Source organism: Nocardia sp. FBN12 (assembly GCF_054031145.1).
This window is the reverse complement of sequence record NZ_CM132926.1, coordinates 2,970,222-2,990,083: the sequence shown is the minus strand read 5'-3', so window position 1 is coordinate 2,990,083 and position 19,862 is coordinate 2,970,222. Positions and strand designations below refer to the sequence as shown.

Below are 19,862 nucleotides of genomic sequence, written 5' to 3'. Positions count from 1 at the left end.
TGTCCTCCTGTGCTGTGCGGGCGAGACGCCCGAATGAACTACTTGCCGCCGTTGTCGCTGCCGCCGCCGCGGTAGTCGCCCGCCGCCGAGCCGCTGGTCCAGCCGTAACCGCTGATGTGCGCGTGATGGCGGCGGTTGCCGTTCGAATAGCTGTCGAGCAGGACCATCGAGCCGCCCGCGTGGGGGGTCACCGCGATGAAATCCCTGGTGGGGAACCGCAGGTAGTGGTTGTCGCCGGTGTTGCGGCGGTCCTTGGGGTCGGTCGCCTTCGCGATCGCCGCGGCGACGACCGCCGGTGCGCCTGCCGCGAGGTAGGCGACGCCGTCGTTGGCCTGATCGAGTTGTTTCGCCCGCTGGTAGTTCTCGGAGACGAATTCCCGCGGATCGTCGTCGCGCGTGACAACGACAACGACCAGCACCGCCACGATCACCGCGACCACCGCGACCACGCCCGCGATGATCCACCTGGTGCGATTCATCGACTCGACCCCCCGAACCCGGTGCGCCACACAACTGTCCGTGATGCGTTGATGTCTGACCCTCCCCATCGAAAAATCCCGCCGGACTGTATCACTCCGGTCGGCGCACCCCCACATCGATTCGGACAATACGGATCAGTCCTGGGGCGGTGATCAGTCGCGGGCCGGTGCGCTGACCCTCAGCGGGGTCGATGCCAGCGCAGGGTGTATCGCCACATCAAGCGGCGCCGGATCTCCGCGCCGGGGAGGTGTTCGGCCGCTGCCGTCCGGATTTCGGTCATCGTCTCCTGTGGATCCCGAAGGGCCACGGCCGGGCCGCCGAAGGACCGCCGCCGCCACTGGTCGATTCCCCAGATCGCGGGCAGGAGCGGGAGGTAGTGAAAGTCGCTGACCGGGTGCATCTTCCAGAGGCCGACCACCGCGAGGGTGCCGCCGGGGGCGACGAGGTGACGCAGGGCGGTGATGCCGTCACGAACGGGCACATGGTGCAGCGTGGCGACCGCAGTGACCACGTCGAAGGTTTGATCGAGCTCGCGGAAGTCGGCGTGCTCGAGGTGGACGTTGGGTGCGGCGGGCGCGCCGGCGATCACCCGCTCGTCGATGTCGACGCCGAGCACCGCATCGCACCTGGTCGCCAGTTTGCGGGCGAGTAACCCGTCACCGCAGCCGATATCCAATGCCGTACGGGCAGTGTCGGGTACCTGATCGAGTACCCAGGGGTGGTAGTGCACGTTGTGGTTCCAGTAGGGGTCGGTCGGCATGACCCGTCAACGTGCCGGGGCACTGATGGGTTCCGGACTGGCCTTCCCGGTCGACCACAGGTCGCCGGCGAGCCTGTCGCCGACCGCTTCCGGCCCTGGCGATCGTTGTCCGAACCTGCCTCGAACTGCGCTGATTCACGTGGAACCCCCGCTGCACTCGATGCCGAAAACGGTTGGGGGAATGCGGTGCGGCGAGGCACAGTGTGCGTCATGGCATTTCGGGCCTACCGGTCGGTAATCGGAAAATCGGCAGGTCACGCCTCCAGTGAAAGCTGTTGAGCCACCGCGCCACCCGGCAAACGGCAGCGGACGCATCGGTGCAGAGACTGCCATTCGGGGGTGCGAACTCACCGCGGGCGCGGGCGGGAGCCTGGCCACGCCCGCGGGATCAGCTGCTGGCGGCCGCGGTGAACGGCGCGACCGTTGGCACCGCCACCGGTCGTGACGGATGGGCCCACACGCCCTTGCGCTCCAGAATCGGCAACACACCCTCGCCGAACCAGTACGCCTCCTCCAGGTGCGGATACCCGGAGAGGATGAAGTGATCGATCCCGATCGCGGCGTATTCGAGCAGTCGATCGGCGACCTCGGCGTGTGAACCCACCAGCGCCGTCCCGGCGCCACCACGGACCAGTCCGACGCCCGCCCACAGATTCGGGGCGATCTCGAGACCGTCGGTCCGGCCGTTGTGCAGTCGGGCCATCCGGCGCTGCCCCTCGGAATCGCTCTTGGCCAGGTTCGCCTGCACCCGTTCGATCTCACCGGGGGAGATGCCGTCGAGGAGCCGGTCGGCCTCGGTCCAGGCCTCGGCGGCGGTATCGCGGCTGATCACGTGGATGCGCAGACCGAAGGACACGGTGCGGCCCTCGATCGCGGCCAGTCCGCGGATCCAGTCCAGCTTCTTCGCGACGGCGTCCACCGGTTCACCCCAGGTGAGGTACGTGTCGGCATAGCGGGCGGCGATCGGCCCGGCCGGACCCGACGATCCACCGAAGAACACCGGCGGAATCGGGTCGGGCCGGGCGCTGAGGACGGCGTCTTTCACCCGCAGGTGCTCGCCGGTGAAGCTGAACGGTTCGGTCCGCGACCACAGCTCGCGCACGATGTGCAGGAACTCACCGGTGCGCGCGTAGCGCTCGGTCTTGTCGAGGAAGTCGCCGTAGGCCTCCTGCTCGCGCTGCTCGCCGCCGGTGACGACATTGAGCAGCAGGCGCCCGGCGGAATGGCGCTGGAAGGTCGCCGCCATCTGCGCGGCCAGGGTGGGGCTGGTCAGGCCGGGACGCAACGCGACCAGGAACTTCAGCGTCTCGCTGGTCTGCACCAGCATCGCGGTGGTCAGCCACGCGTCCTCGCACCAGGCGCCGGTCGGCGTCAGTACGCCCTCGAAGCCGATGTCCTCGGCGGCGGCCGTGAGCTGGTTGAGGTAGCGCAGCGTCGCCGGACGATCACCGGACATGAAGCTGCCGTGTCCGCCCGCCATCAGCCCGCGTGAATCGCCGTAGGTGGGCAGGAACCAGTGAAACGACAGGCGCTGATCGGTCATCCCTCGATGCTGACCGGTGCGCTCGCCCTCGTCACGGATTCCGATCACCGTGCGCGCAACTCCCGACACGCCACGGCGCCCAGCGCCTAACTAGACGTAACTACGCGAAACACGTAACCTCGATGGAGGCTCGGGCGACGATGCCCGGGTCGGCGACCCTACGAAACGAGTTTCCTCAATGACGCGGCATGTCGACGTACTGATCATCGGCGCTGGCCTGTCCGGAATCGGCACGGCCTGTCACCTCACTCGCGAGCAGACCGGACGCACCTACGCGATCCTCGAGCGCCGCGAGAACATCGGCGGTACCTGGGACCTGTTCAAGTACCCCGGCATCCGCTCGGACTCGGACATGCTCACCTTCGGTTTCGGCTTCCGTCCCTGGATCGGCACCAAGGTGCTCGCCGACGGTGCCAGCATCCGTCAGTACGTCGAGGACACCGCCAAGGAATACGGCGTCACCGACCACATCACCTTCGGCCGTAAGGTCGTCACCGCCGATTTCGATCGTGGCGCCGCACTGTGGACGGTGACGGCCGAAATCGAGGCCACCGGCGAGACCGAGACCTGGACCGCGAACTTCGTCGTCGGCGCCAGCGGCTACTACAACTACGACAAGGGCTACCAGCCCGAATTCCCCGGTCAGGACGATTTCAAGGGCCAGATCGTGCACCCGCAGCACTGGCCCGAGGATCTGGACTACGCAGGCAAGAAGGTCGTCGTCATCGGTTCCGGTGCCACCGCGATCACGCTGATCCCGTCGATGGCCGACACCGCGGCGCACGTCACCATGCTGCAGCGTTCGCCCACCTGGATCCAGGCACTGCCGTCCGACGACCCGGTCGCGATCGGTTTCAAGAAGTCCCGCGTGCCCGACGCCATCGCCTACAAGATCGGCCGTGCCCGCAACATCGCCCTGCAGCGCGCCAGCTTCCAGCTCTCGCGCACCAACCCCGAGCTGGCCAAGAAGCTGATGCTGGCGCAGGTGCGCCTGCAGCTCGGCAAGAAGGTGGACCTGCGCCACTTCACCCCCAGCTACAACCCGTGGGATCAGCGCCTGTGCGTGGTCCCCAACGGTGACCTGTTCAAGGTGCTCAAGAGCGGCAAGGCCGACATCGTCACCGACCGGATCGCGAAGTTCACCGAGAAGGGCATCCTGACCGAGTCGGGTCAGGAGCTCGAGGCCGACATCATCGTCACCGCCACCGGCCTGAACGTGCAGATGCTCGGCGGCATCACGATGACCATCGACGGCGCCCCGGTGAAGTTCAACGAGACGGTCGCCTACAAGAGCGTGCTGTACTCCGATATCCCGAACTTCCTGATGATCATCGGCTACACCAACGCCTCCTGGACCCTCAAGGCCGACCTCGCCGCCGCGTACCTGTGCCGCGTACTCAACATCATGCGCGACCGCGGCTACACCACCTTCGAGGTGCACGCCAATCCCGAGGACATCGCCGACGAGTCGCTGATGGGTGGTGCCCTCACCTCGGGCTACATCCAGCGCGGCAACGACGCCATGCCCCGCCAGGGCGCCCGTGGCGCCTGGAAACTGGTCAACAACTACTACCGGGACCGCACCCTGATGCACAAGGCCCCGATCGAGGACGGCGTGCTGCAGTTCAGCAAGACCGGCACCGCCGTCGAACCCGGCGCGAAGGTCGTCGGCGCGTAGTCACCGAACCCCGTCGAGGCCCGTCACAGTGAACTGTGGCGGGCCTCGTCCGCTGTCGGTGCGAAGCCGGTTTCCTTCACCTGGGCGAACTTTCAGCTCCTGACGTACTATCGCGATCGAAGACACCGCCCGGGGAGATGAAGGAGGACGGTGTGGGATCTCGCCTACCGGCGACCATCCGTGACGCGGGGACGTGGCTGCGGCGATTCGCCGCGACGACACCAGGCGCGATCGGGGTGGTCCTCATCGTGACCACGGTGGCCTGTGTGGTCGCCGGACTGACTGCGGGACAACAGCTCGACGCCAAGATCGTGCGCACCGAACAGGTCCTCGACCGGACCGAGCCCCTGGCATTCGCGGCGCAGAGTCTGTACGTGTCACTCTCGGCCGCCGACGCGGGCGCGGCGACCGCCTTCCTGTCCGGCGGCATCGAATCACCGCAGGTACGAGACAGTTACGAGCAGGCGCTCGCCGAAGCCGCCGCCGCGCTCGCGGAAGCGACCGCCGGTGCCGCCGACGCGCAGACCAGGGCGATCGTGGCCCGCATCGCCGCCGACCTGCCGACCTACACGGGCTTGGTCGAGACCGCGCGCGCCAACAATCGGCAGGGCTTCCCGGTCGGTTCGGCGTATTTGCGGCAAGCCTCGGATCTGATGCAGACCTCCCTGCTGCCCAATGCCGAACAGCTGAGCAAGGCCCGCTTCACCGCCGTGCGCGAAGACCAGCAGCGCATCGGCGCGCTGCCGTGGACGAGCATCGTGGCGCTGCTGCTGGTCCTGGTCGCGTGTTCGATCGGCTCGGTGGTACTGCTGCGGCGGACCAACCGCCTGGTGAACACCGGCATGGCCTTCGCGTTCGGTGCCGCCCTGGTGGCCCTGCTGTGGACCGTGGGCGCCACCATGACCGCCGCGCAACTGCTCGACACCGGTCGCTCCGGTGCCGGGGCGCGGGTGGAGAACCTGGCAGGCGCCCGCATCCTCGCCCAGCAGGCCCGCACCGACGAAACCCTGGCCCTGATCACCCGCGGCGACATCACCGCCACGGAGAAGTCCTTCCAGACGCACAGCGACGACCTGGGTGGGCGCCTCACCGCCGCCGGTGGCGGTGACTCCGATGCCGAACGCGCGCTGACGAATTGGCGCGCGGGCCACAACGCCCAGCGCACCGCCTACGAGAAGGCCGACTATCCCGGCGCGGTCACCCAGGCGATCGGCACCGGCCCCGAGAGCTCGGCCACCAGCTTCGCCCGCCTCGATCAGGAACTGCGCGACGACCTCGCCCAGGCCCGCGACGATCTCCGTGACGGCGTCGCGGCCGCCGGAAACTCGTTGATCCTGAGCCCCTTCGGCACACTGATCCTGCTGCTGGCCGCGGCCGGCGCGGTGATCAGCGGACTCTGGCCACGCATGAAGGAGTTCTTGTGAGACGCCCCCTGCTCCTGGTGCTCGCCGCGGCCGTCCTGGTGGTCGCCGGCTGCGGTGACGCACCCGAACCGTCGACCATTCCCGCCACGGCCGTCGCCCCGCCGCTGCCCGGCGCGGAAGCGATCACCTCGGCACCGACCGCCGAAGGCACCGGATCCTGCGATACCGAAGCGACACTGGCGCCGACGACCCAGCCGCGACCGGGTGCGATGCCGGCCGGATCGGCGATGGCCGCGATCGTCGCCAACGGCAGGCTGCGGGTGGGTGTCGACCAGAACACCTACATGTTCGGGTTCCGCAATCCGACGACAGGCAGGCTCGAAGGTTTCGATATCGACCTCGCGAGGGAGATCGCGCGCGACCTGTTCGGTGACCCGGACAAGATCGAACTGCGTTCTGTCACCGCCGCCGACCGGATCCCGCTGCTGCAGGACAAGAAGGTCGACATGATCGTGCGGACCTTCTCGGCGACCTGCGAACGTCGGCGCGAAGTCGACTTCTCCAGCGTGTATTACCGCGCCGCGCAACGCATCGCGGCACCACACGGCTCGGGCATCAGCAGCGGGGCCGGGCTCGCGGGCAAGCGGGTGTGCGTGGCGAAGGGCACGACCGCGGCCGCACCACTGTTCTCCTTGCCGACGCCCCCGACCGTGCTCGGCGTGACCAACTGGACCGACTGCCTGGTCGCACTCCAGCAGGGCACCGTCGACGCGATCAGCGGTGACGAGCCCATCCTGGCGGGTCTGGTCGCCCAGGACCACAACCTCGAGGTCGTGGGCGACCCGATCGGCGCGGGCGCGTACGCGGTCGGCGTGCCGCGCGGCAGCGACGAACTGGTGCGTTTCGTCAACGGCGTACTCGACCGCGCCCGCACCGACGGCACCTGGCAGCGGATCTACGGCCGGCATCTGTCGACCCTCGGCGCTTCACCGGGTCCGCCGGTACCCCGGTACGTCGGATGACCTGGCCGATGCTCGGCGTGCTCGAGATCGATCGTGAACTGGCCAGCCGCACAGCCGAATTGGCCAAAGTGACCACGACACTGCTGGAACTCGACCGCCACCCCGGCCTCGCGCTGGTCCGCCGCTATCCGCCGACGGGAGAGACCGCGCGTCGCTGGGTGCCGGTGGAGAAGGCGCTGGGCGAACTCTGGGAGGACCTGGGGCGGGTGCGGGCGATCCTCGGCGAAGCCGAGACGGTGCGGGCCGGGCGCGGCAAGGTCGACGAGCGCGCCCGCGGGCGGCTCACCGAGCTGCTGCGTGGCCGCCCGCACGAGGTGGCGAGGATCCCGATCCCCTTGGCGCAGCGCGGCCTGACCGGCCCGAGCGAGACCGTCGTGACCGTCGGTATCGCCGATTGCCTGGACCGGATGCGGGCCGCGTTCGCCTTCGTCGCCCCGTTCGCCGACGAGGTCGCGGCGGTCGACGCGCGGGTGCTCGGCGCGCTCGCCCCGCTGCAACAACGCGTCGAACAGGCACGGGGCGCGCTGGACGCGGCCGCCGAACCACTGGCCACCCTCCTGCGTCGTGCGGGTACCGACCCGCTCGGTTTCGGACCGGGCGAGATCGACACCACCCTCGCCTCGCTCACCGCGCTGGTCGACACCGAATCCGCCCGCCACAGTGACCACCTCGCCGTTGCCGCCGACCTACCCGGCGCCGTCGCCACCTTGCGCGCGCAGCTGACCACGCTCGGCGAACTCCAACAGCACGCCGACGACACCGCCACCCAGGCCGAGCACAAGGTCGCGACCGGCGAGCTCCCCGACGGCGGCGAACCGGCCACCAGGCTGCGCGCCGAACTCGAGACCCTCGGTGATTCTCCCGGCCGCGCGACCGTCGAACACCTCCTGGCATTGCGGGTGCGCACTGCCGAGGCGACCGAAAAGGCCACGCGGCGAGACGAATTGGCGCGCGGGCTGCTCGATCGTCGCGCCGAACTACGCGGCAGACTCACGGCCTACCGCGCCAAGGCCTCTCGGCTCGGGGTGAGCGAGGACCGCGACGTGCTCGCCGCCGACCGGATCGCGGCCGGTCTGCTCACCCGCACACCATGCGATCTGGCCGCGGTCACCCGGGCGGTCGCGGACTATCGTTCGATCATCGGGGAGAAAGCGGGGCGGACAGCATGACATGTAATGAACCGGGGTGCGGCGGCACGATCGAAGATGGTTACTGCGCGCTGTGCGGTACCGCCCCCGTCGCGAGCGCGCCACCGGCACCGGCCCGCCCCGCGGGTAACGGCCGGTCCGGGCGCACGACAGCGCAACCACGCGGCGGAAACCGTCAGGCCCCACCGGCGCCACTGCCGGTTCCGGGTGCCTGTGGCGAACCCGATTGCGGCGGTACGATCGTTGACGGTTACTGCGATACCTGCGGTACCGCTCCGGCCTCGGTGACGGGCCCGACGCACAGTCCGTCCGCGTCGACGGTCAGCGCCAGCGGACGCACCTCGAGCCGTTCGGTGCGAACCCGGTCGGGCTCGGCACGTTCGGCCGCGCGCGGCAGGCTCGGCGCCGGACTCGTCGAGGTGCCACCGGTCCCGCGCGTCGACCCGGCCACCGCGGTGCTCACCGATCCGCAGGTCCCCGAATCCGATCGTTTCTGCGGCAAGTGCGACAAGCCCGTCGGCCGCGGGCAAGCGGGCGTTCCCGGCCGCACCTCGGGGTTCTGCCCGCACTGTGGCACCCGCTATTCGTTCGTGCCCCGCTTGCGGGCGGGCGATCTCGTCGGCGGCCAATACGAGGTGGCGGGCGCCCTGGCCCACGGTGGTCTCGGCTGGATCTACCTGGCTACCGACCGCGCCGTCAACAAGCGCTGGGTGGTGCTCAAGGGCCTCATCGACACCGGCGACGCCGACGCGTTGGCCGCGGCGTTGGCCGAGCGCCGGTTCCTGGCCGAGGTCGACCACCCGAACATCGTCAAGATCCACAACTTCACCGAACACGCCGACGCCGACGGTGAGCCCGTGGGCTACATCGTCATGGCCTACGTCGGCGGCACCTCGCTCAAGCAGATCCTGCGCGCCTACCGCGCCGAAACCCAGCGCTATCTGCCGCCTGCCCAGGCGATCGCGTACGTGCTGGAAATGCTGCCCGCCCTCGGCTATCTGCACGCGCGTGGCTGGGCCTACTGCGATTTCAAGCCCGACAATGTGATGCAGACCGAGGAACGCCTCGAGCTGATCGACCTCGGTGCCGTCATCGCGATGGACGACCGCACCAGTCCCATCTACGGCACGCTCGGCTACCAGGCACCCGAGATCGCCGAAACCGGTCCCACCGTGGCCACCGAGATCTACACCGCGGGCCGCACGCTCGCCGTGCTGATGATGCGCGTGCCCTCGGTCGACGGCAAACTCGGCCCGATACCCGGTCCCGACACCGAACCGCTACTGGCCGAACACGATTCGCTGTACCGATTCCTGCAGCGGTCCACCGACCCCGACCCACTGGCTCGCTTCGCCTCGATGAGCGAGATGGCCGACCAGCTCACCGGCGTCCTGCGCGAGGTGCTCGCCACCGGCGACGGCATTCCACGCCCCGGCATGTCGAGCCAGTTCGGCCCCGCCCGCGCGGTCTTCGGGATCGACAGCGCCACACCGGAACCCGCCGCCCTCATCACGGGCCTGCCCGCGCCGCTGGTCGACCCGGGCGACAGCGGCGCGGCGCTGCTGGCCACCACCGACGCCGCGACCCCCGCCGAGCTCGAGCAGGCGCTCACCGCGGGCTTGCGTGCGGTGGTCACCGGATCGGGCGAGTCGGTCGAGATCCCGCTGCGGCTGGTCCGCGCCGAACTCGAAGCGGGCGATGCACCGGCGGCACTGAACCGTCTCGCGGCCTTGGACGCCGAACTCGAATTCGATTGGCGCCCCGTCTGGTATCGCGCCCAGGCCGCCCTGCTGACCGGTGACTATGCGTCGGCCGCCGCGGATTTCGAGTCCGTCTACGCCGCGCTGCCCGGTGAACCCGCCCCCAAACTCGCGCTGGCGGCCGCACTGGAACTCGGTGCCGAGGCCGCCCGCGCGGAGAACCCCGACACCGGTGCCCGCCAACTCGGCCGCGCGCCTGCCCTCTACGAAGTGGTGTGGCGCACCGACCACACCTACCTGTCCGCCGCCTTCGGCGCCGCGCGCCTGCGCCGCACCACCGGCGACCGCACGGGCGCGGTGACGATTCTCGACCAAGTCGACCGCACCTCCTCGATGTTCACCGAGGCGCGGGTCTCCGCCGTCGAAACCCTACTGGCGCACCGTGATCCGGCCGATCTGGACGAAGCACTGCTGAGACAGACCGGCGAGCGCGTCGACCAACTGCGCCTCGACTCGCGCAAACGCACCGCGCAGGTGCGCATGTTCGTGCTCGAGGCGGCGCTGAACTGGATCCGGGCGGGACAGCGGCCGAGCGCACCAGGCAAGCTGTTGGACGTGGAATTCACCGAGCAGGGCGTGCGGACAGGATTGGAACGATGCTTGCGGACACTGGCGCGCGAGGCCGACGACATGTGGACCCGATTCGTCCTGGTGGACCAGGCGAACTCCGTGCGACCGAGGACCACCCTGTGACCGCGCCGGGCTGTGCCGACTGCGCGGGCTCGGCACGATCGGGACACCGCTTCTGCGAAGGCTGCGGTCGCGAACTCGGGGTGCGCAAAGTCGCACTGCCCGTGCACGATCCGGTCTCGGTGCCGCAGTGCTCGACCTGCGGCGAACGGCGTTACGAGGGCGGCTTCTGCGTCAAGTGTGGCAGCCCGAAGCCCGTCCCTGACCGGTTCGAGGAAGACCTCGGCGCCGTCTACGTCCTCACCGATCGCGGCATCAGCCACTCGCGCAACGAGGACGCGGTCGCGGCGGCGGTGCGCGAGGGCGACGGGATCCGGGTGATCGTGGTCAGCGACGGTGTCTCCACCTCCCAGGATCCCCAGGCCGCCTCCGGCAATGCCGCCCGCACCGGGGTCGATGCCGCACTGGCCGCGCTGGCCGAGGGCCGAGCGGACTCCGACGCCGCGATGGCGGGCCTGGCAGCGGCGACCGCGGCGGTGCGCGGCATGTCGCGCACTCCCGAATACGCGCCGTCGTGCACCTACGTCTCCGCGATCGTGCGTGAGTCGACTCTCGGCACCGACATCACCGTCGCCAATGTCGGTGACAGCAGGGCCTTCTGGCTCGCGGCGGGCGATCCCACCAAGTCACGCCGGCTCAGCATCGACGACTCGTGGGCCCAGGCCCTCGTCGACGCGGGCGCCCTCGACGAGACCGCCGCCATGAACGACCCCCGTGCGCACACCCTGCTGCGCTGGCTCGGCGCCGACGGTGGCGAAGCCCCGTGGTCGGCCAACTGCCTGCAACGCATGCTCGTCACCGAACCTGGCACCCTGCTGCTGTGCACCGACGGCCTGTGGAACTACCTGCCGGAGGCGATCGCGCTCGCCGGTTTCACCGTCGAGACCTCACCGCAGGCCGCCGCTCGCGCGCTCGCCGACTTCGCCCTGAACAGCGGGGGCAGTGACAACATCACGGTCGCACTGGCTCCGGTGCCCGTCGCCGTATCGCCAGAACCAGGAGTGTCATGAGTTCCCCTGAGACAGCCGGTATCTCGATCGCCGTCGACCAGAACGAGTTCCTCGCCGAAGGCGCGAGCGTGGTGGACGCGGTGCTGACCGTGACCACCGGCCCCGAACTCGCCGTCGTCGCGACACCACCGCCGCGGCTCGAGATCCTGATCATCGACTGCTCCGGTTCGATGGGCAACAAGCGCAAATTCGAGAACGCGCGCAACGCCACCCGCACCGCACTGGACGAGATCCCCGACGGCACCGCGTTCGCCATCATCGAGGGCACCGAATCGGCCCGGATGATCTACCCGACCGACAACGTCATGTCCGCGCCCGCCGACCGCGCGCACCGCAGCTCGGCCCGCCGGGCCCTGGACCGCCTGCGGCCCGACGGCGGCACCGCGATGGGGTCGTGGCTGGCGCTGGCCCGCCAGGTCGCCGCCGCGCACCCCGGCGCGCAGGCGCACGCGATCCTGCTCACCGATGGCAAGAACGAACACGAGACCCCGCAGGAGCTCGCGACCGAACTCGACCGCGCCGAAGGGCTTTTCGTCTGCGACTGCCGTGGTGTCGGCGACGACTGGGTCGCCGAGGAGCTGCGCAAGATCGCCTCGAAACTGTCCGGTGACGCGAACATCGTCGCCGATCCGAAGGACTTGGCAGCCGACTTCGCCGCGATGATGCGCTCGTCGGCCGCCCGCGTGATCCCGGAACTGACCCTGAAGGTCTGGACCCCCGCCGGTGCGCGGGTGCGGATGGTCAAGCAGGTCTCACCGGTGCTCGAGGACCTGACCGCGCGCCGGACCGACGCGGGCGCGCAGGTGGGGGAGTACCCGCTGTCGTCGTGGGCCGCCGAGGAACGCGAATACCACGTGCAGATCGAACTGGAACCGGCTGCGCCGGGCCGCGAGAAGCTGGCCGCGCGACTGAGTGTGCTGGCCGGTGAGGAGGTCCTCGGCCAAGGGCTCGTGCGTGCGGTCTGGACCACCGATTCGACGCTGTCGACCCGCATCAGCACCCGCGTCGCCCACTACACCGGCCAGGTCGAACTGGCACAGGCCGTCCAGGAAGGTCTGGCGGCCCGCCGCAACGGCGACGTCACCACCGCGACCGCGAAACTGCGGCGCGCGGTGGAGCTGGCCGCCGCCTCCGGCCACGAATCCACCGCCAAACTGCTGCGCGGTGTGGTCGAGGTCGAGCACGACGGCACCGTGAAGCTGCGTGGCCAGGTCGCCGCGGCCGACGAACTCGCCCTCGACATCCGCTCGACCAAGACCGCCAGGGTGCGGCCGGAGGGCGGCTGACATGCCGATGTGCGCGGACGGACACCAGTCGCAGTCGACGGACTACTGCGATGTGTGCGGCTCGGCACTCGGCGGTGCACCGGTGCCCGACCAGGCGGCCCTGCGACTGTGCCCCCACTGCCAAGCCCCGACCAGTGGGCGCTTCTGCGAGGGCTGCGGCCACGATTCGGCCCTACCGCCGCCCACCGCCGCGTCGCGAGTCGGCGACCGGTCCGACTCGGCCGCGTCCGGTGCCGGTGCGTGGCCGGACCCGGCCGATCCGACGAGCGCCGGTGCGTCGCCTGACCTGTCGCAGGGCGGTGCGCGACGCGACCCGTCCTCGTCGGGTGCGCGGCCCGACCTGTCGCAGCGGGGCCCGCGACCGGATCCAGCTGATCCGTCGCTCACGGGCGCGCGGCCCGGCGGCACGTTCGATCCGACCGTGATCGCGGCGGGCGCGATCCCGGACAGTGGCCGGACCAGGACGTGGGTCGCGCGGATCTTCGCCGACCGCGACTTCTACGTTCGCGTGCAAGCGCGCAAGGGACCCGACGCCGAACGCGTCGAATTCCCGGACTTCTATCCCGAACGCCGAATCATCTTGCGCGGCAATCAGTTCCTGATCGGAAAAAGATCGGCCTCGCAGGGGATCGTGCCCGAGATCGACCTCGGCATCGCCCCCGTGGACATCGGTGTCTCGCGCGCCCATGCGATGATCCAGGTCGATCAGGGTGGCGCACTCACCATCACCGACCTCGGTTCCACCAACGGAACCAGCCTGGACGGCGCCGAGAAGCCGATCCCTCCGCAGCAGGCGGTCGCGCTGCGCGAAGGCAGCCGCATCCACGTCGGCGGCTGGACCACCATCGCGATCACCACGGAACCGTAGACGCAGCTGTTCACCAAACGTAGGGTCGGGACCATGACGAAGTTCGACGGGAAGACCTGCCTGATCACCGGCGCCGCCAGCGGCCTCGGCCGCGCCACCGCCTTCGCGGCCGCCGCCAAAGGAGCGTCGCTCGTCCTGACCGACATCACCGCCGACGCCCTCGCCACCACCGCCGAGGAATTGCGCGCGGCAGGCGCCACGGTGCATCTCGCGCACGCGGCCGACGTCAGCGACCATTCCGCGGTGGTCGGCCTCGCCGCCCACACCTTCGAAGCCGTCAGCAACGTCGACATCGTCATGAACGTGGCGGGCATCGCCACCTGGGGCACCGTCGACAAGCTCACCCACCAGCAGTGGCGCCGCACGGTCGACATCAACCTGATGGGCCCGATCCACGTCATCGAGGAGTTCATCACCCCGATGATCGCCGCGGGCCGCGGCGGCCACCTGGTGAACGTGTCCTCGGCGGCCGGCATCTTCGGCCTGCCGTGGCACGCCCCCTACAGCGCCACCAAGTTCGGCCTGCGCGGCGTCTCCGAGGTGCTGCGCTTCGACCTACGCCGCCACAAGATCGGCGTCAGCCTGGTCTGCCCCGGCGCCATGGCCACCCCGATGGCCGACACCATCGACATCGCGGGCGTCGACCGCGACAACGCCGCCCTCCAGAAGGCCATCGGCCTGTTCATGCGCCACGCCGTCACCCCCGACCAGGCCGCCACGGCCGTGATCAAGGGCGTCGAACGCAACCGCTACTGGGTCTACACCTCCCGCGACATCCAGTTCGCCCACTGGGGCCAGCGCTACTTCCCCTACGCCTACACGCTGGCCATGCGCGGCCTGAACTCCGCGATGACCAACTACGCCACCAAGAACGAGCTGGTCCGCTGACGAGTGCGTCCACGATTCCGGGATCGCGGTGTGCCGCCGGTGATGGCGGGTCTCATCTAGACTTGGCGAGACCGGCCAACGCCGATTCGCAGGTCGGCCCCCGAGCGGAAGGAGCGCTTCAGTGAGCACCGCGATTCCGCAGTGGATGTACCCGCCGCGCGACAGCGGCTGGGAAGCTGATGACCTCGATCTGTTGCCGCCCGATGCCCCTCGCCACACCGAGCTGCTCGATGGAGCGCTGATCTTCAACATGTCCCCTCAGCGGAGTTGGCACGACCGGGTAATCCGCAGGCTCACTGCCGCGTTGGAGCTAGTTGTGCCCGCCGAGCGGACTGTTGAAGCGCAGATGACCATCAAGTTGAACAACCGGAGCCGACCGGAGCCGGACATCATCGCCGCCCGCGTCCCGTACTCCCCAGACCGCACACGCTTCCTGCCCGAGGAAGTCGATCTGGTGGTCGAGATCGTCTCGGCAGAGTCCGAAGACCGGGATCGGCGCTACAAGCCCCGCCTCTACGCCGAAGCAGGTTTACGGCATTTTTGGCGCATCGAGGACGAATCGGGCCTGCCAGTCGTGCACACCTACGAACTCGATGACACAACCGGTGTCTATGTGGCTACGGGAGTGCACCGCGACCGGCTGACTACCACGGTCCCGGTCACTCTCGACATCCAACTGGCCGACCTCACACGCTGAGCCGTGTGACGTTGTTGGACGGCATTCCATCGGTGGCTTCAGATCGAGCTCGATAACCGCATCCGACAACGCCTTTACGGCGGGCTTACGGGAGATTCGAGTGGTGACCTTGCGGATGAGGCGGCCGGCAGGGTCGTAGTTGTCATGGTGGTGACGAGCCTCATCCAGCCCCCGCGAGCCGGGGGGAGGGGTGGAGGTTGAGGGTGGTGACGGCTTCTCGGACGTCGGCGGGCCACAGCCACAGGCGGTAGATCGGGTCGATGGTGAAATAGTCTTCCGGGCCGACTAGTTCGCGGGTGCGCATATCGACGCAATAGCGTTCGCGCCAGCCCCGGGGATCGGCCACGGGGCGGTTGTCGACGATGATCGACTTGGCGATGCTGTGCAGGCGCTCCACGCTGCGGTATTCGTAGGCGGGCATGGTGTGTGGGTCGGCCCAGATGCCGCGGCCCGCCGCGACCGCATCGGCGGCGGCGTGCAGCAGCATGGGCAGGTCGGTTTCGCCGGGGATCGAGGGGAAGAGCACGAACGGTGCGGCCCAGCCCGCGCGGATCATGTCCAGGTTGAAGGTGGAGCGTTGTTCCGGGGGCAGGGTGGCCAGCTCGGTCCGTGTCAGGGAGGGCGCGATATAGGCGAGTAGGCGTGCGTTGCCGTCGAACGGCGTGTCGGCGATTCGCACGAACAGGCTGCGTTGTCTGCCGTTGGGCAGTGTCAGCCGCTGGGCCGCATTGTCTTTCGCGAAATCGGCGGCAGCGGTGCCCTGGGTGAACTGCAGGGTGCCCGCGTTGCCCGCGGCGAGTCGGGGAAGCAGGAACGCGGCCAGGTCGGGGGAGATCGGCACCTGCGCAGGCCGGTCGGTGATCCATTCGGCCAGCTCCAGGAATTTCGCGTCGATGCGGGCGGCGCCCTCGGCGGAACCGGCGGTGATCTCGGGAGTATCGATCGACAGCATGCGCACCGGCATGCGGATGCTGGGTGTGTCGCCGTCGTGGATGTCGATCAGGCGCTTGGTGTCCAGGGCCGCCAGGGAAGTTCCTCGCGGGGTCCAGAAGATCTCTACGGGGTCGATCATCGTCGTGCCTTTCTCGCGGGCTCGACTGCACCGTAGGGGCGCCGACGTGGCGCGTACGCGAGTAGTGGGCTACGCGATTCGCACCCGGATGCGCCGGGTGCGCGGGTCGCGTAGTCCGTTACTCGCGCCTGCCGCCCGGACCCGGCGCGACCATCGGGACACCCGCTCGGCCCGGAACACCGGTTCGCCGACGGGCTTTCGTCCCCTCGACCCGACCGGAAGGTGCACGACCATGACCAGCGCAGACATCCCCACACCACCGCTCACCCTGGACGAACTCGCCACCCGCCTCGACGAACCCGCCACGGCGGCGCCGAGTGACGAGGCGGTCGCCGCCGCGTCGGCGGAGAGCGTCACCATCGCCGCCACCGAGCTCGACCTCACCACCCTGGTCGAACCGGTCGACGGCGGACTGCGGTTGCGGCTGCCACCCGGCATCCACACCGGCCTGCCCGGCCGCACCGCATACCAGGTCACCGACGCCGACGATGTCGGGACGGCAGGCGGCCCGCGATCCACCGACGGATACCGGCCCGCCACCAGCGCCCTGGTGTACCAGCCGAAGACGACCATGGAATTCGCTCCGCGCCAGCGCATCCGGCGGGTCGACGGGAGCGAGGTGCAGCCCTTCTACGGCGTCTTCCCGCCCGAGGACCGCCAGACCTACTATCCCAGCACCTATCCGTGGGGCTGTGTCGGGAAGATCTTCACCAAGACCGATTTCGCGTCGCCGAGCTGGTCGTGGCGGGGATCGGGCGTGCTGGTCGGGCCCCGGCACGTACTCACCGCGGGCCATGTGTGCCCGTGGGACACGGCCACCCAGTGGGGCATGCTGTTCGTCCCGTCCTACTGGGACGGTGCACCGCTGGCCGGCGCTGCCATGACCTCCTGGGTCTCCGACTTCCGCGGGTGGAACCCGGGGGTCGCGGCCAGGGACATGTGCGTGCTGCGGCTCTACGAACCGCTGGGGAACACGCTCGGCTGGATGGGTTCGAAGGTGTACAGCCCGGCCTGGCAGGGTGGCGCCTACTGGACGCTCACCGGCTATCCGGGGGCCATCGCGAGTGGGGAGCGGCCGGCCTACCAGAACTCGATCGCCGTCATCGACGACGATCCCGACGGCGACGCCGCCGAAGTGGAGCATCTGGGCGACGCGTCACCGGGTGAGTCCGGCGGCCCGCTGTTCGGCTGGTGGGACAACATCCCCTACACCATCGGCACACTCAGCGGCGGCAACATCATCACCGCGCCCAACGGCACCGTCCTCGAGGACAACAACATCAACGCCGGCGGCGCCGCGATGGTGAACCTCATCGACTGGGCCCGCACGAATTGGCCCTGAATCCGGTTCCGGCCTGCGCGTCCACGGTCGCGCAGGCCGGAACACCCCGCGGTGTTCGGGTAGCCCGGTACTCGCGCCCGGCGAACACCGCGCTGAAAACCTGGTGATCCACCAGTGCATCCCACTCCTGAGAGGTGACATCATGCCCAGACCATTCGCCGGTGAGGAATTCTCCTTCACCGAACCCGATGGCGCCGAGATCCGGCTCCGCGGCTGGGGCAACCAGTTCGAGGCCGTGTTCGAAACCCCCGATGGGTACACCGTCGTCGAAGACCCCGCCACGGGCTACCAGCACTACGCGACGCTGTCCGAGGACGGCACCGACCTGGTCGCGACCGAGGCAAGGCCGGGCGAGCAGGACCCGCGATCCCTCGGTCTCACACCGCATCTGCGCAGACCCGCCGAGACCGCGAAACAGGCGGCGCGCGACGCCTACTCCGATGGTGGGGTGCCGCCCCGCTGGGTGGAACGACGTGCGCTGGCCCAGGCACGCCGGGCGGCCGAGGGCGAAGCGGCACCCGAGCTCGCGCCCGCGACGGGCGACTGTCTCGGGCTGTGCGTGCTCGTCGAATTCCCCGACGTCCCTGGCACGATCAGCCGCGGCGAGGTCGACGACTTCTGTAACAAGCCGGGCTACACCGGGTTCGGGAACAACGGTTCGGTGTCCGACTACTTCCGGTCGGTATCGGATGGGCGACTGCGCTACCGCAACACGGTGACTGCCTACTACCGGACCCAGCACCCCCGCGCCTACTACACCGATCCGTCCGTGCCGTTCGGCACCCGCGCCCAGCAGCTCATCCACGAGGCGCTGAACTCGCTCGCCGCCGGCGGCTTCGACTTCTCGGCGCTGACCGCCGACAGTGCGGGAAACATCCTCGCGCTCAACGTGTTCTACGCCGGGAACCGGGTCAACCAGTGGTCCAAGGGACTGTGGCCCCACCAGTGGACGCTGCAGACGACCTTCCCGGCGGGCCCGGGCAGGCGGTTCGCCGACTACCAGATCACCGATATCGGCGACGAACTCACCCTCGGCACGTTCTGCCACGAGAACGGGCACATGGTCTGCGATTTCCCGGATCTCTACGACTACGGCAACGAGGGCAACGGGATCGGGCACTACTGCCTGATGTGCTTCGGCGGGCCGGACAAGAACCCCACCCAGGTGGGCGCCTACCTGAAGAATGTCGCGGGCTGGGCCTCCGCGCTGAGCAACGCGACCCCGGGCACGTCCGTCGCGCTGAAGGCCGGGCGCAACGAATTCCTCGTCCACCGGAGGAACCCTACGGAGTACTTCATCGTGGAGAACCGGGCCCGCGCAGGCCACGACGCGGGACTGCCGGACGAGGGTGTCGCGATCTGGCACGTCGACGAACTCGGTAACAACAGCAACGAGCAGATGACCCCGGCCCTGCACTACGAGTGCTCACTCGAGCAGGCCGACAACCGGTTCGACCTGGAGAATCGGGTCAACGGCGGCGACACCGGCGATCTCTACGCCGGGCCCGGCGCGGAATTCGGCACCGCGACCGCGCCGGGCAGCCGGTGGTGGGACGGCAGCTCCTCCGGCTTCGAGGTCACCGTGACCTCACCGGTCGGCGCGAGCATGACCGTCACGGTGAACGGGCAGACTGATCCATCGATCCGGGCCGCGGAACAGGCGTCACCACAGGATGTCTCGATCGGATGACCGGTGCGCGGGTGACGGTGCGGGCCGGGGAAGCCCGCACCGTCACCCCAGCACGATCGCGAGAAACCCCGAGACATAGGCGAGCGCGAACAGCGGGGGAATCCACTGCTCGATGTCCGAGAGCGGCAGGTAGCGGGAACGATCGACGCCCTCGCCGAGCGCCCACCACTCCGCACGCCAGAACGGTGACGCGGGCAGCCGCTCCTCCAAAGCGCCGACCACCCGGTACTTGGCGCAGTTGAGCAGCCGATAGCTGCGCACCAGCCAGAACCACGCGCCGCACTGCAACAGCACCGCCACCAGCGGGATCACCAGCCACCAGGTACCTTCGGCCGAGGACCTGGTGGCCAGCGCGCCCGCGAGGGCGAAGATCGCGGTGTTCAGCGTGAGGAAGAACGAATTGGCCAGGCCGCGACGGGCACTGACCCGGTCGGCCATCTCGACACAGAGCCGGTACTGCTCGAGGACCGCGCTGTCGTAGGTCGTGGTCGCGGCGCGGGCCGGATCGGGATCGTTCCAGAGCCGCTCGCGCAGTGGCGACCGGTCGCCGGTGGGATGCATGGT

17 protein-coding genes are annotated in these 19,862 nt (G+C 69.2%); 12 read left to right on the top strand and 5 right to left on the bottom strand.

Features of this window, described 5'->3' with window-relative positions; genetic code table 11:
- Positions 1-38 precede the first annotated feature (38 nt).
- The 3 genes from ACWZHB_RS14475 to ACWZHB_RS14465 form a co-directional block, all read right to left on the bottom strand.
- The gene (locus ACWZHB_RS14475; RefSeq protein ID WP_427908461.1) at positions 39-479 is read right to left on the bottom strand and encodes a DUF4247 domain-containing protein; all 441 of its coding nucleotides are present in this window, start codon (positions 477-479) and stop codon (positions 39-41) included.
- 179 nt (positions 480-658) lie between these two features.
- Positions 659-1,240 (bottom strand): class I SAM-dependent methyltransferase, encoded by a 582-nt coding sequence (locus ACWZHB_RS14470; protein WP_427908460.1) that lies wholly within the window; start codon positions 1,238-1,240, stop codon positions 659-661.
- A 388-nt stretch (positions 1,241-1,628) separates the two neighbouring features.
- Positions 1,629-2,783: an LLM class flavin-dependent oxidoreductase gene (locus tag ACWZHB_RS14465; protein WP_427908459.1), complete on the bottom strand. Its 1,155-nt coding sequence runs from the start codon at positions 2,781-2,783 to the stop codon at positions 1,629-1,631.
- Between the two features lie 178 nt (positions 2,784-2,961).
- On the opposite strand from ACWZHB_RS14465, the gene ACWZHB_RS14460 reads away from it, so the two are divergent.
- The 10 genes from ACWZHB_RS14460 to ACWZHB_RS14415 all read left to right on the top strand — a co-directional run bounded on the left by ACWZHB_RS14460 (position 2,962) and on the right by ACWZHB_RS14415 (position 15,194).
- Positions 2,962-4,461, top strand: coding sequence for a flavin-containing monooxygenase (locus tag ACWZHB_RS14460; RefSeq protein ID WP_427908458.1), 1,500 nt, complete (start codon positions 2,962-2,964; stop codon positions 4,459-4,461).
- A gap of 152 nt (positions 4,462-4,613) precedes the next feature.
- Positions 4,614-5,885 carry a hypothetical protein gene (locus ACWZHB_RS14455; protein ID WP_427908457.1) on the top strand — a complete coding sequence of 424 codons (1,272 nt, stop codon included), beginning with the start codon at positions 4,614-4,616 and terminating at the stop codon, positions 5,883-5,885.
- Positions 5,882-6,847, top strand: a complete 966-nt coding sequence (locus tag ACWZHB_RS14450; protein WP_427908456.1) for a glutamate ABC transporter substrate-binding protein — start codon at positions 5,882-5,884, stop codon at positions 6,845-6,847. Before ACWZHB_RS14455 ends, ACWZHB_RS14450 begins: the two co-directional genes overlap by 4 nt.
- Entirely contained in the window at positions 6,844-8,016 is a 1,173-nt protein-coding gene (locus ACWZHB_RS14445; RefSeq protein WP_427908455.1) for a hypothetical protein, read from the top strand. The genes ACWZHB_RS14450 and ACWZHB_RS14445 overlap by 4 nt, the downstream gene beginning before the upstream one ends.
- A 332-nt stretch (positions 8,017-8,348) precedes the next feature.
- Entirely contained in the window at positions 8,349-10,448 is a 2,100-nt protein-coding gene (locus tag ACWZHB_RS14440) for a serine/threonine-protein kinase (protein ID WP_427908454.1), read from the top strand.
- The gene (locus ACWZHB_RS14435) at positions 10,445-11,455 is read left to right on the top strand and encodes a PP2C family protein-serine/threonine phosphatase (RefSeq protein ID WP_427908453.1); all 1,011 of its coding nucleotides are present in this window, start codon (positions 10,445-10,447) and stop codon (positions 11,453-11,455) included. The genes ACWZHB_RS14440 and ACWZHB_RS14435 overlap by 4 nt, the downstream gene beginning before the upstream one ends.
- A complete protein-coding gene (locus ACWZHB_RS14430) occupies positions 11,452-12,741 on the top strand; it encodes a VWA domain-containing protein (RefSeq protein ID WP_427908452.1) in 1,290 nt (429 codons plus the stop codon). The genes ACWZHB_RS14435 and ACWZHB_RS14430 overlap by 4 nt, the downstream gene beginning before the upstream one ends.
- An 82-nt stretch (positions 12,742-12,823) precedes the next feature.
- Positions 12,824-13,609: an FHA domain-containing protein gene (locus ACWZHB_RS14425; protein WP_427908451.1), complete on the top strand. Its 786-nt coding sequence runs from the start codon at positions 12,824-12,826 to the stop codon at positions 13,607-13,609.
- A gap of 33 nt (positions 13,610-13,642) precedes the next feature.
- Positions 13,643-14,497 carry an SDR family oxidoreductase gene (locus ACWZHB_RS14420; RefSeq protein WP_427908450.1) on the top strand — a complete coding sequence of 285 codons (855 nt, stop codon included), beginning with the start codon at positions 13,643-13,645 and terminating at the stop codon, positions 14,495-14,497.
- Positions 14,498-14,618: 121 nt separating this feature from the next.
- A complete protein-coding gene (locus tag ACWZHB_RS14415) occupies positions 14,619-15,194 on the top strand; it encodes a Uma2 family endonuclease (RefSeq protein ID WP_427908449.1) in 576 nt (191 codons plus the stop codon).
- Positions 15,195-15,354: 160 nt separating this feature from the next.
- Here the strand turns inward: ACWZHB_RS14415 and ACWZHB_RS14410 are convergent, their stop codons facing one another.
- Positions 15,355-16,266 carry a hypothetical protein gene (locus ACWZHB_RS14410; RefSeq protein WP_427908448.1) on the bottom strand — a complete coding sequence of 304 codons (912 nt, stop codon included), beginning with the start codon at positions 16,264-16,266 and terminating at the stop codon, positions 15,355-15,357.
- A 232-nt stretch (positions 16,267-16,498) separates the two neighbouring features.
- Between ACWZHB_RS14410 and ACWZHB_RS14405 the strand changes: the two genes are divergently transcribed.
- Both ACWZHB_RS14405 and ACWZHB_RS14400 read left to right on the top strand, forming a co-directional pair.
- On the top strand, positions 16,499-17,608 hold the full coding sequence (locus ACWZHB_RS14405; RefSeq protein ID WP_427908447.1) for a trypsin-like serine peptidase: 1,110 nt from the start codon (positions 16,499-16,501) through the stop codon (positions 17,606-17,608).
- Positions 17,609-17,750: 142 nt separating this feature from the next.
- The gene (locus tag ACWZHB_RS14400) at positions 17,751-19,298 is read left to right on the top strand and encodes a M6 family metalloprotease domain-containing protein (protein WP_427908446.1); all 1,548 of its coding nucleotides are present in this window, start codon (positions 17,751-17,753) and stop codon (positions 19,296-19,298) included.
- A 42-nt stretch (positions 19,299-19,340) separates the two neighbouring features.
- Here ACWZHB_RS14400 and ACWZHB_RS14395 read toward each other — a convergent pair whose 3' ends face one another.
- Positions 19,341-19,859 (bottom strand): RipA family octameric membrane protein, encoded by a 519-nt coding sequence (locus tag ACWZHB_RS14395; protein ID WP_427908445.1) that lies wholly within the window; start codon positions 19,857-19,859, stop codon positions 19,341-19,343.
- Between the last annotated feature and the right edge of the window lie 3 nt (positions 19,860-19,862).

Bases quoted from the DNA above. Each gene is read 5' to 3' on its own strand.
- ACWZHB_RS14420 (WP_427908450.1), top strand. From the start codon at position 13,643: ATGACGAAGTTCGACGGGAAGACCTGCCTGATCACCGGCGCCGCCAGC.
- ACWZHB_RS14465 (WP_427908459.1), bottom strand. From the start codon at position 2,783: ATGACCGATCAGCGCCTGTCGTTTCACTGGTTCCTGCCCACCTACGGC.
- ACWZHB_RS14460 (WP_427908458.1), top strand. From the start codon at position 2,962: ATGACGCGGCATGTCGACGTACTGATCATCGGCGCTGGCCTGTCCGGA.
- ACWZHB_RS14445 (WP_427908455.1), top strand. From the start codon at position 6,844: ATGACCTGGCCGATGCTCGGCGTGCTCGAGATCGATCGTGAACTGGCC.
- ACWZHB_RS14400 (WP_427908446.1), top strand. From the start codon at position 17,751: ATGCCCAGACCATTCGCCGGTGAGGAATTCTCCTTCACCGAACCCGAT.
- ACWZHB_RS14475 (WP_427908461.1), bottom strand. From the start codon at position 479: ATGAATCGCACCAGGTGGATCATCGCGGGCGTGGTCGCGGTGGTCGCG.
- ACWZHB_RS14405 (WP_427908447.1), top strand. From the start codon at position 16,499: ATGACCAGCGCAGACATCCCCACACCACCGCTCACCCTGGACGAACTC.
- ACWZHB_RS14430 (WP_427908452.1), top strand. From the start codon at position 11,452: ATGAGTTCCCCTGAGACAGCCGGTATCTCGATCGCCGTCGACCAGAAC.
- ACWZHB_RS14410 (WP_427908448.1), bottom strand. From the start codon at position 16,266: ATGATCGACCCCGTAGAGATCTTCTGGACCCCGCGAGGAACTTCCCTG.
- ACWZHB_RS14470 (WP_427908460.1), bottom strand. From the start codon at position 1,240: ATGCCGACCGACCCCTACTGGAACCACAACGTGCACTACCACCCCTGG.
- ACWZHB_RS14395 (WP_427908445.1), bottom strand. From the start codon at position 19,859: ATGCATCCCACCGGCGACCGGTCGCCACTGCGCGAGCGGCTCTGGAAC.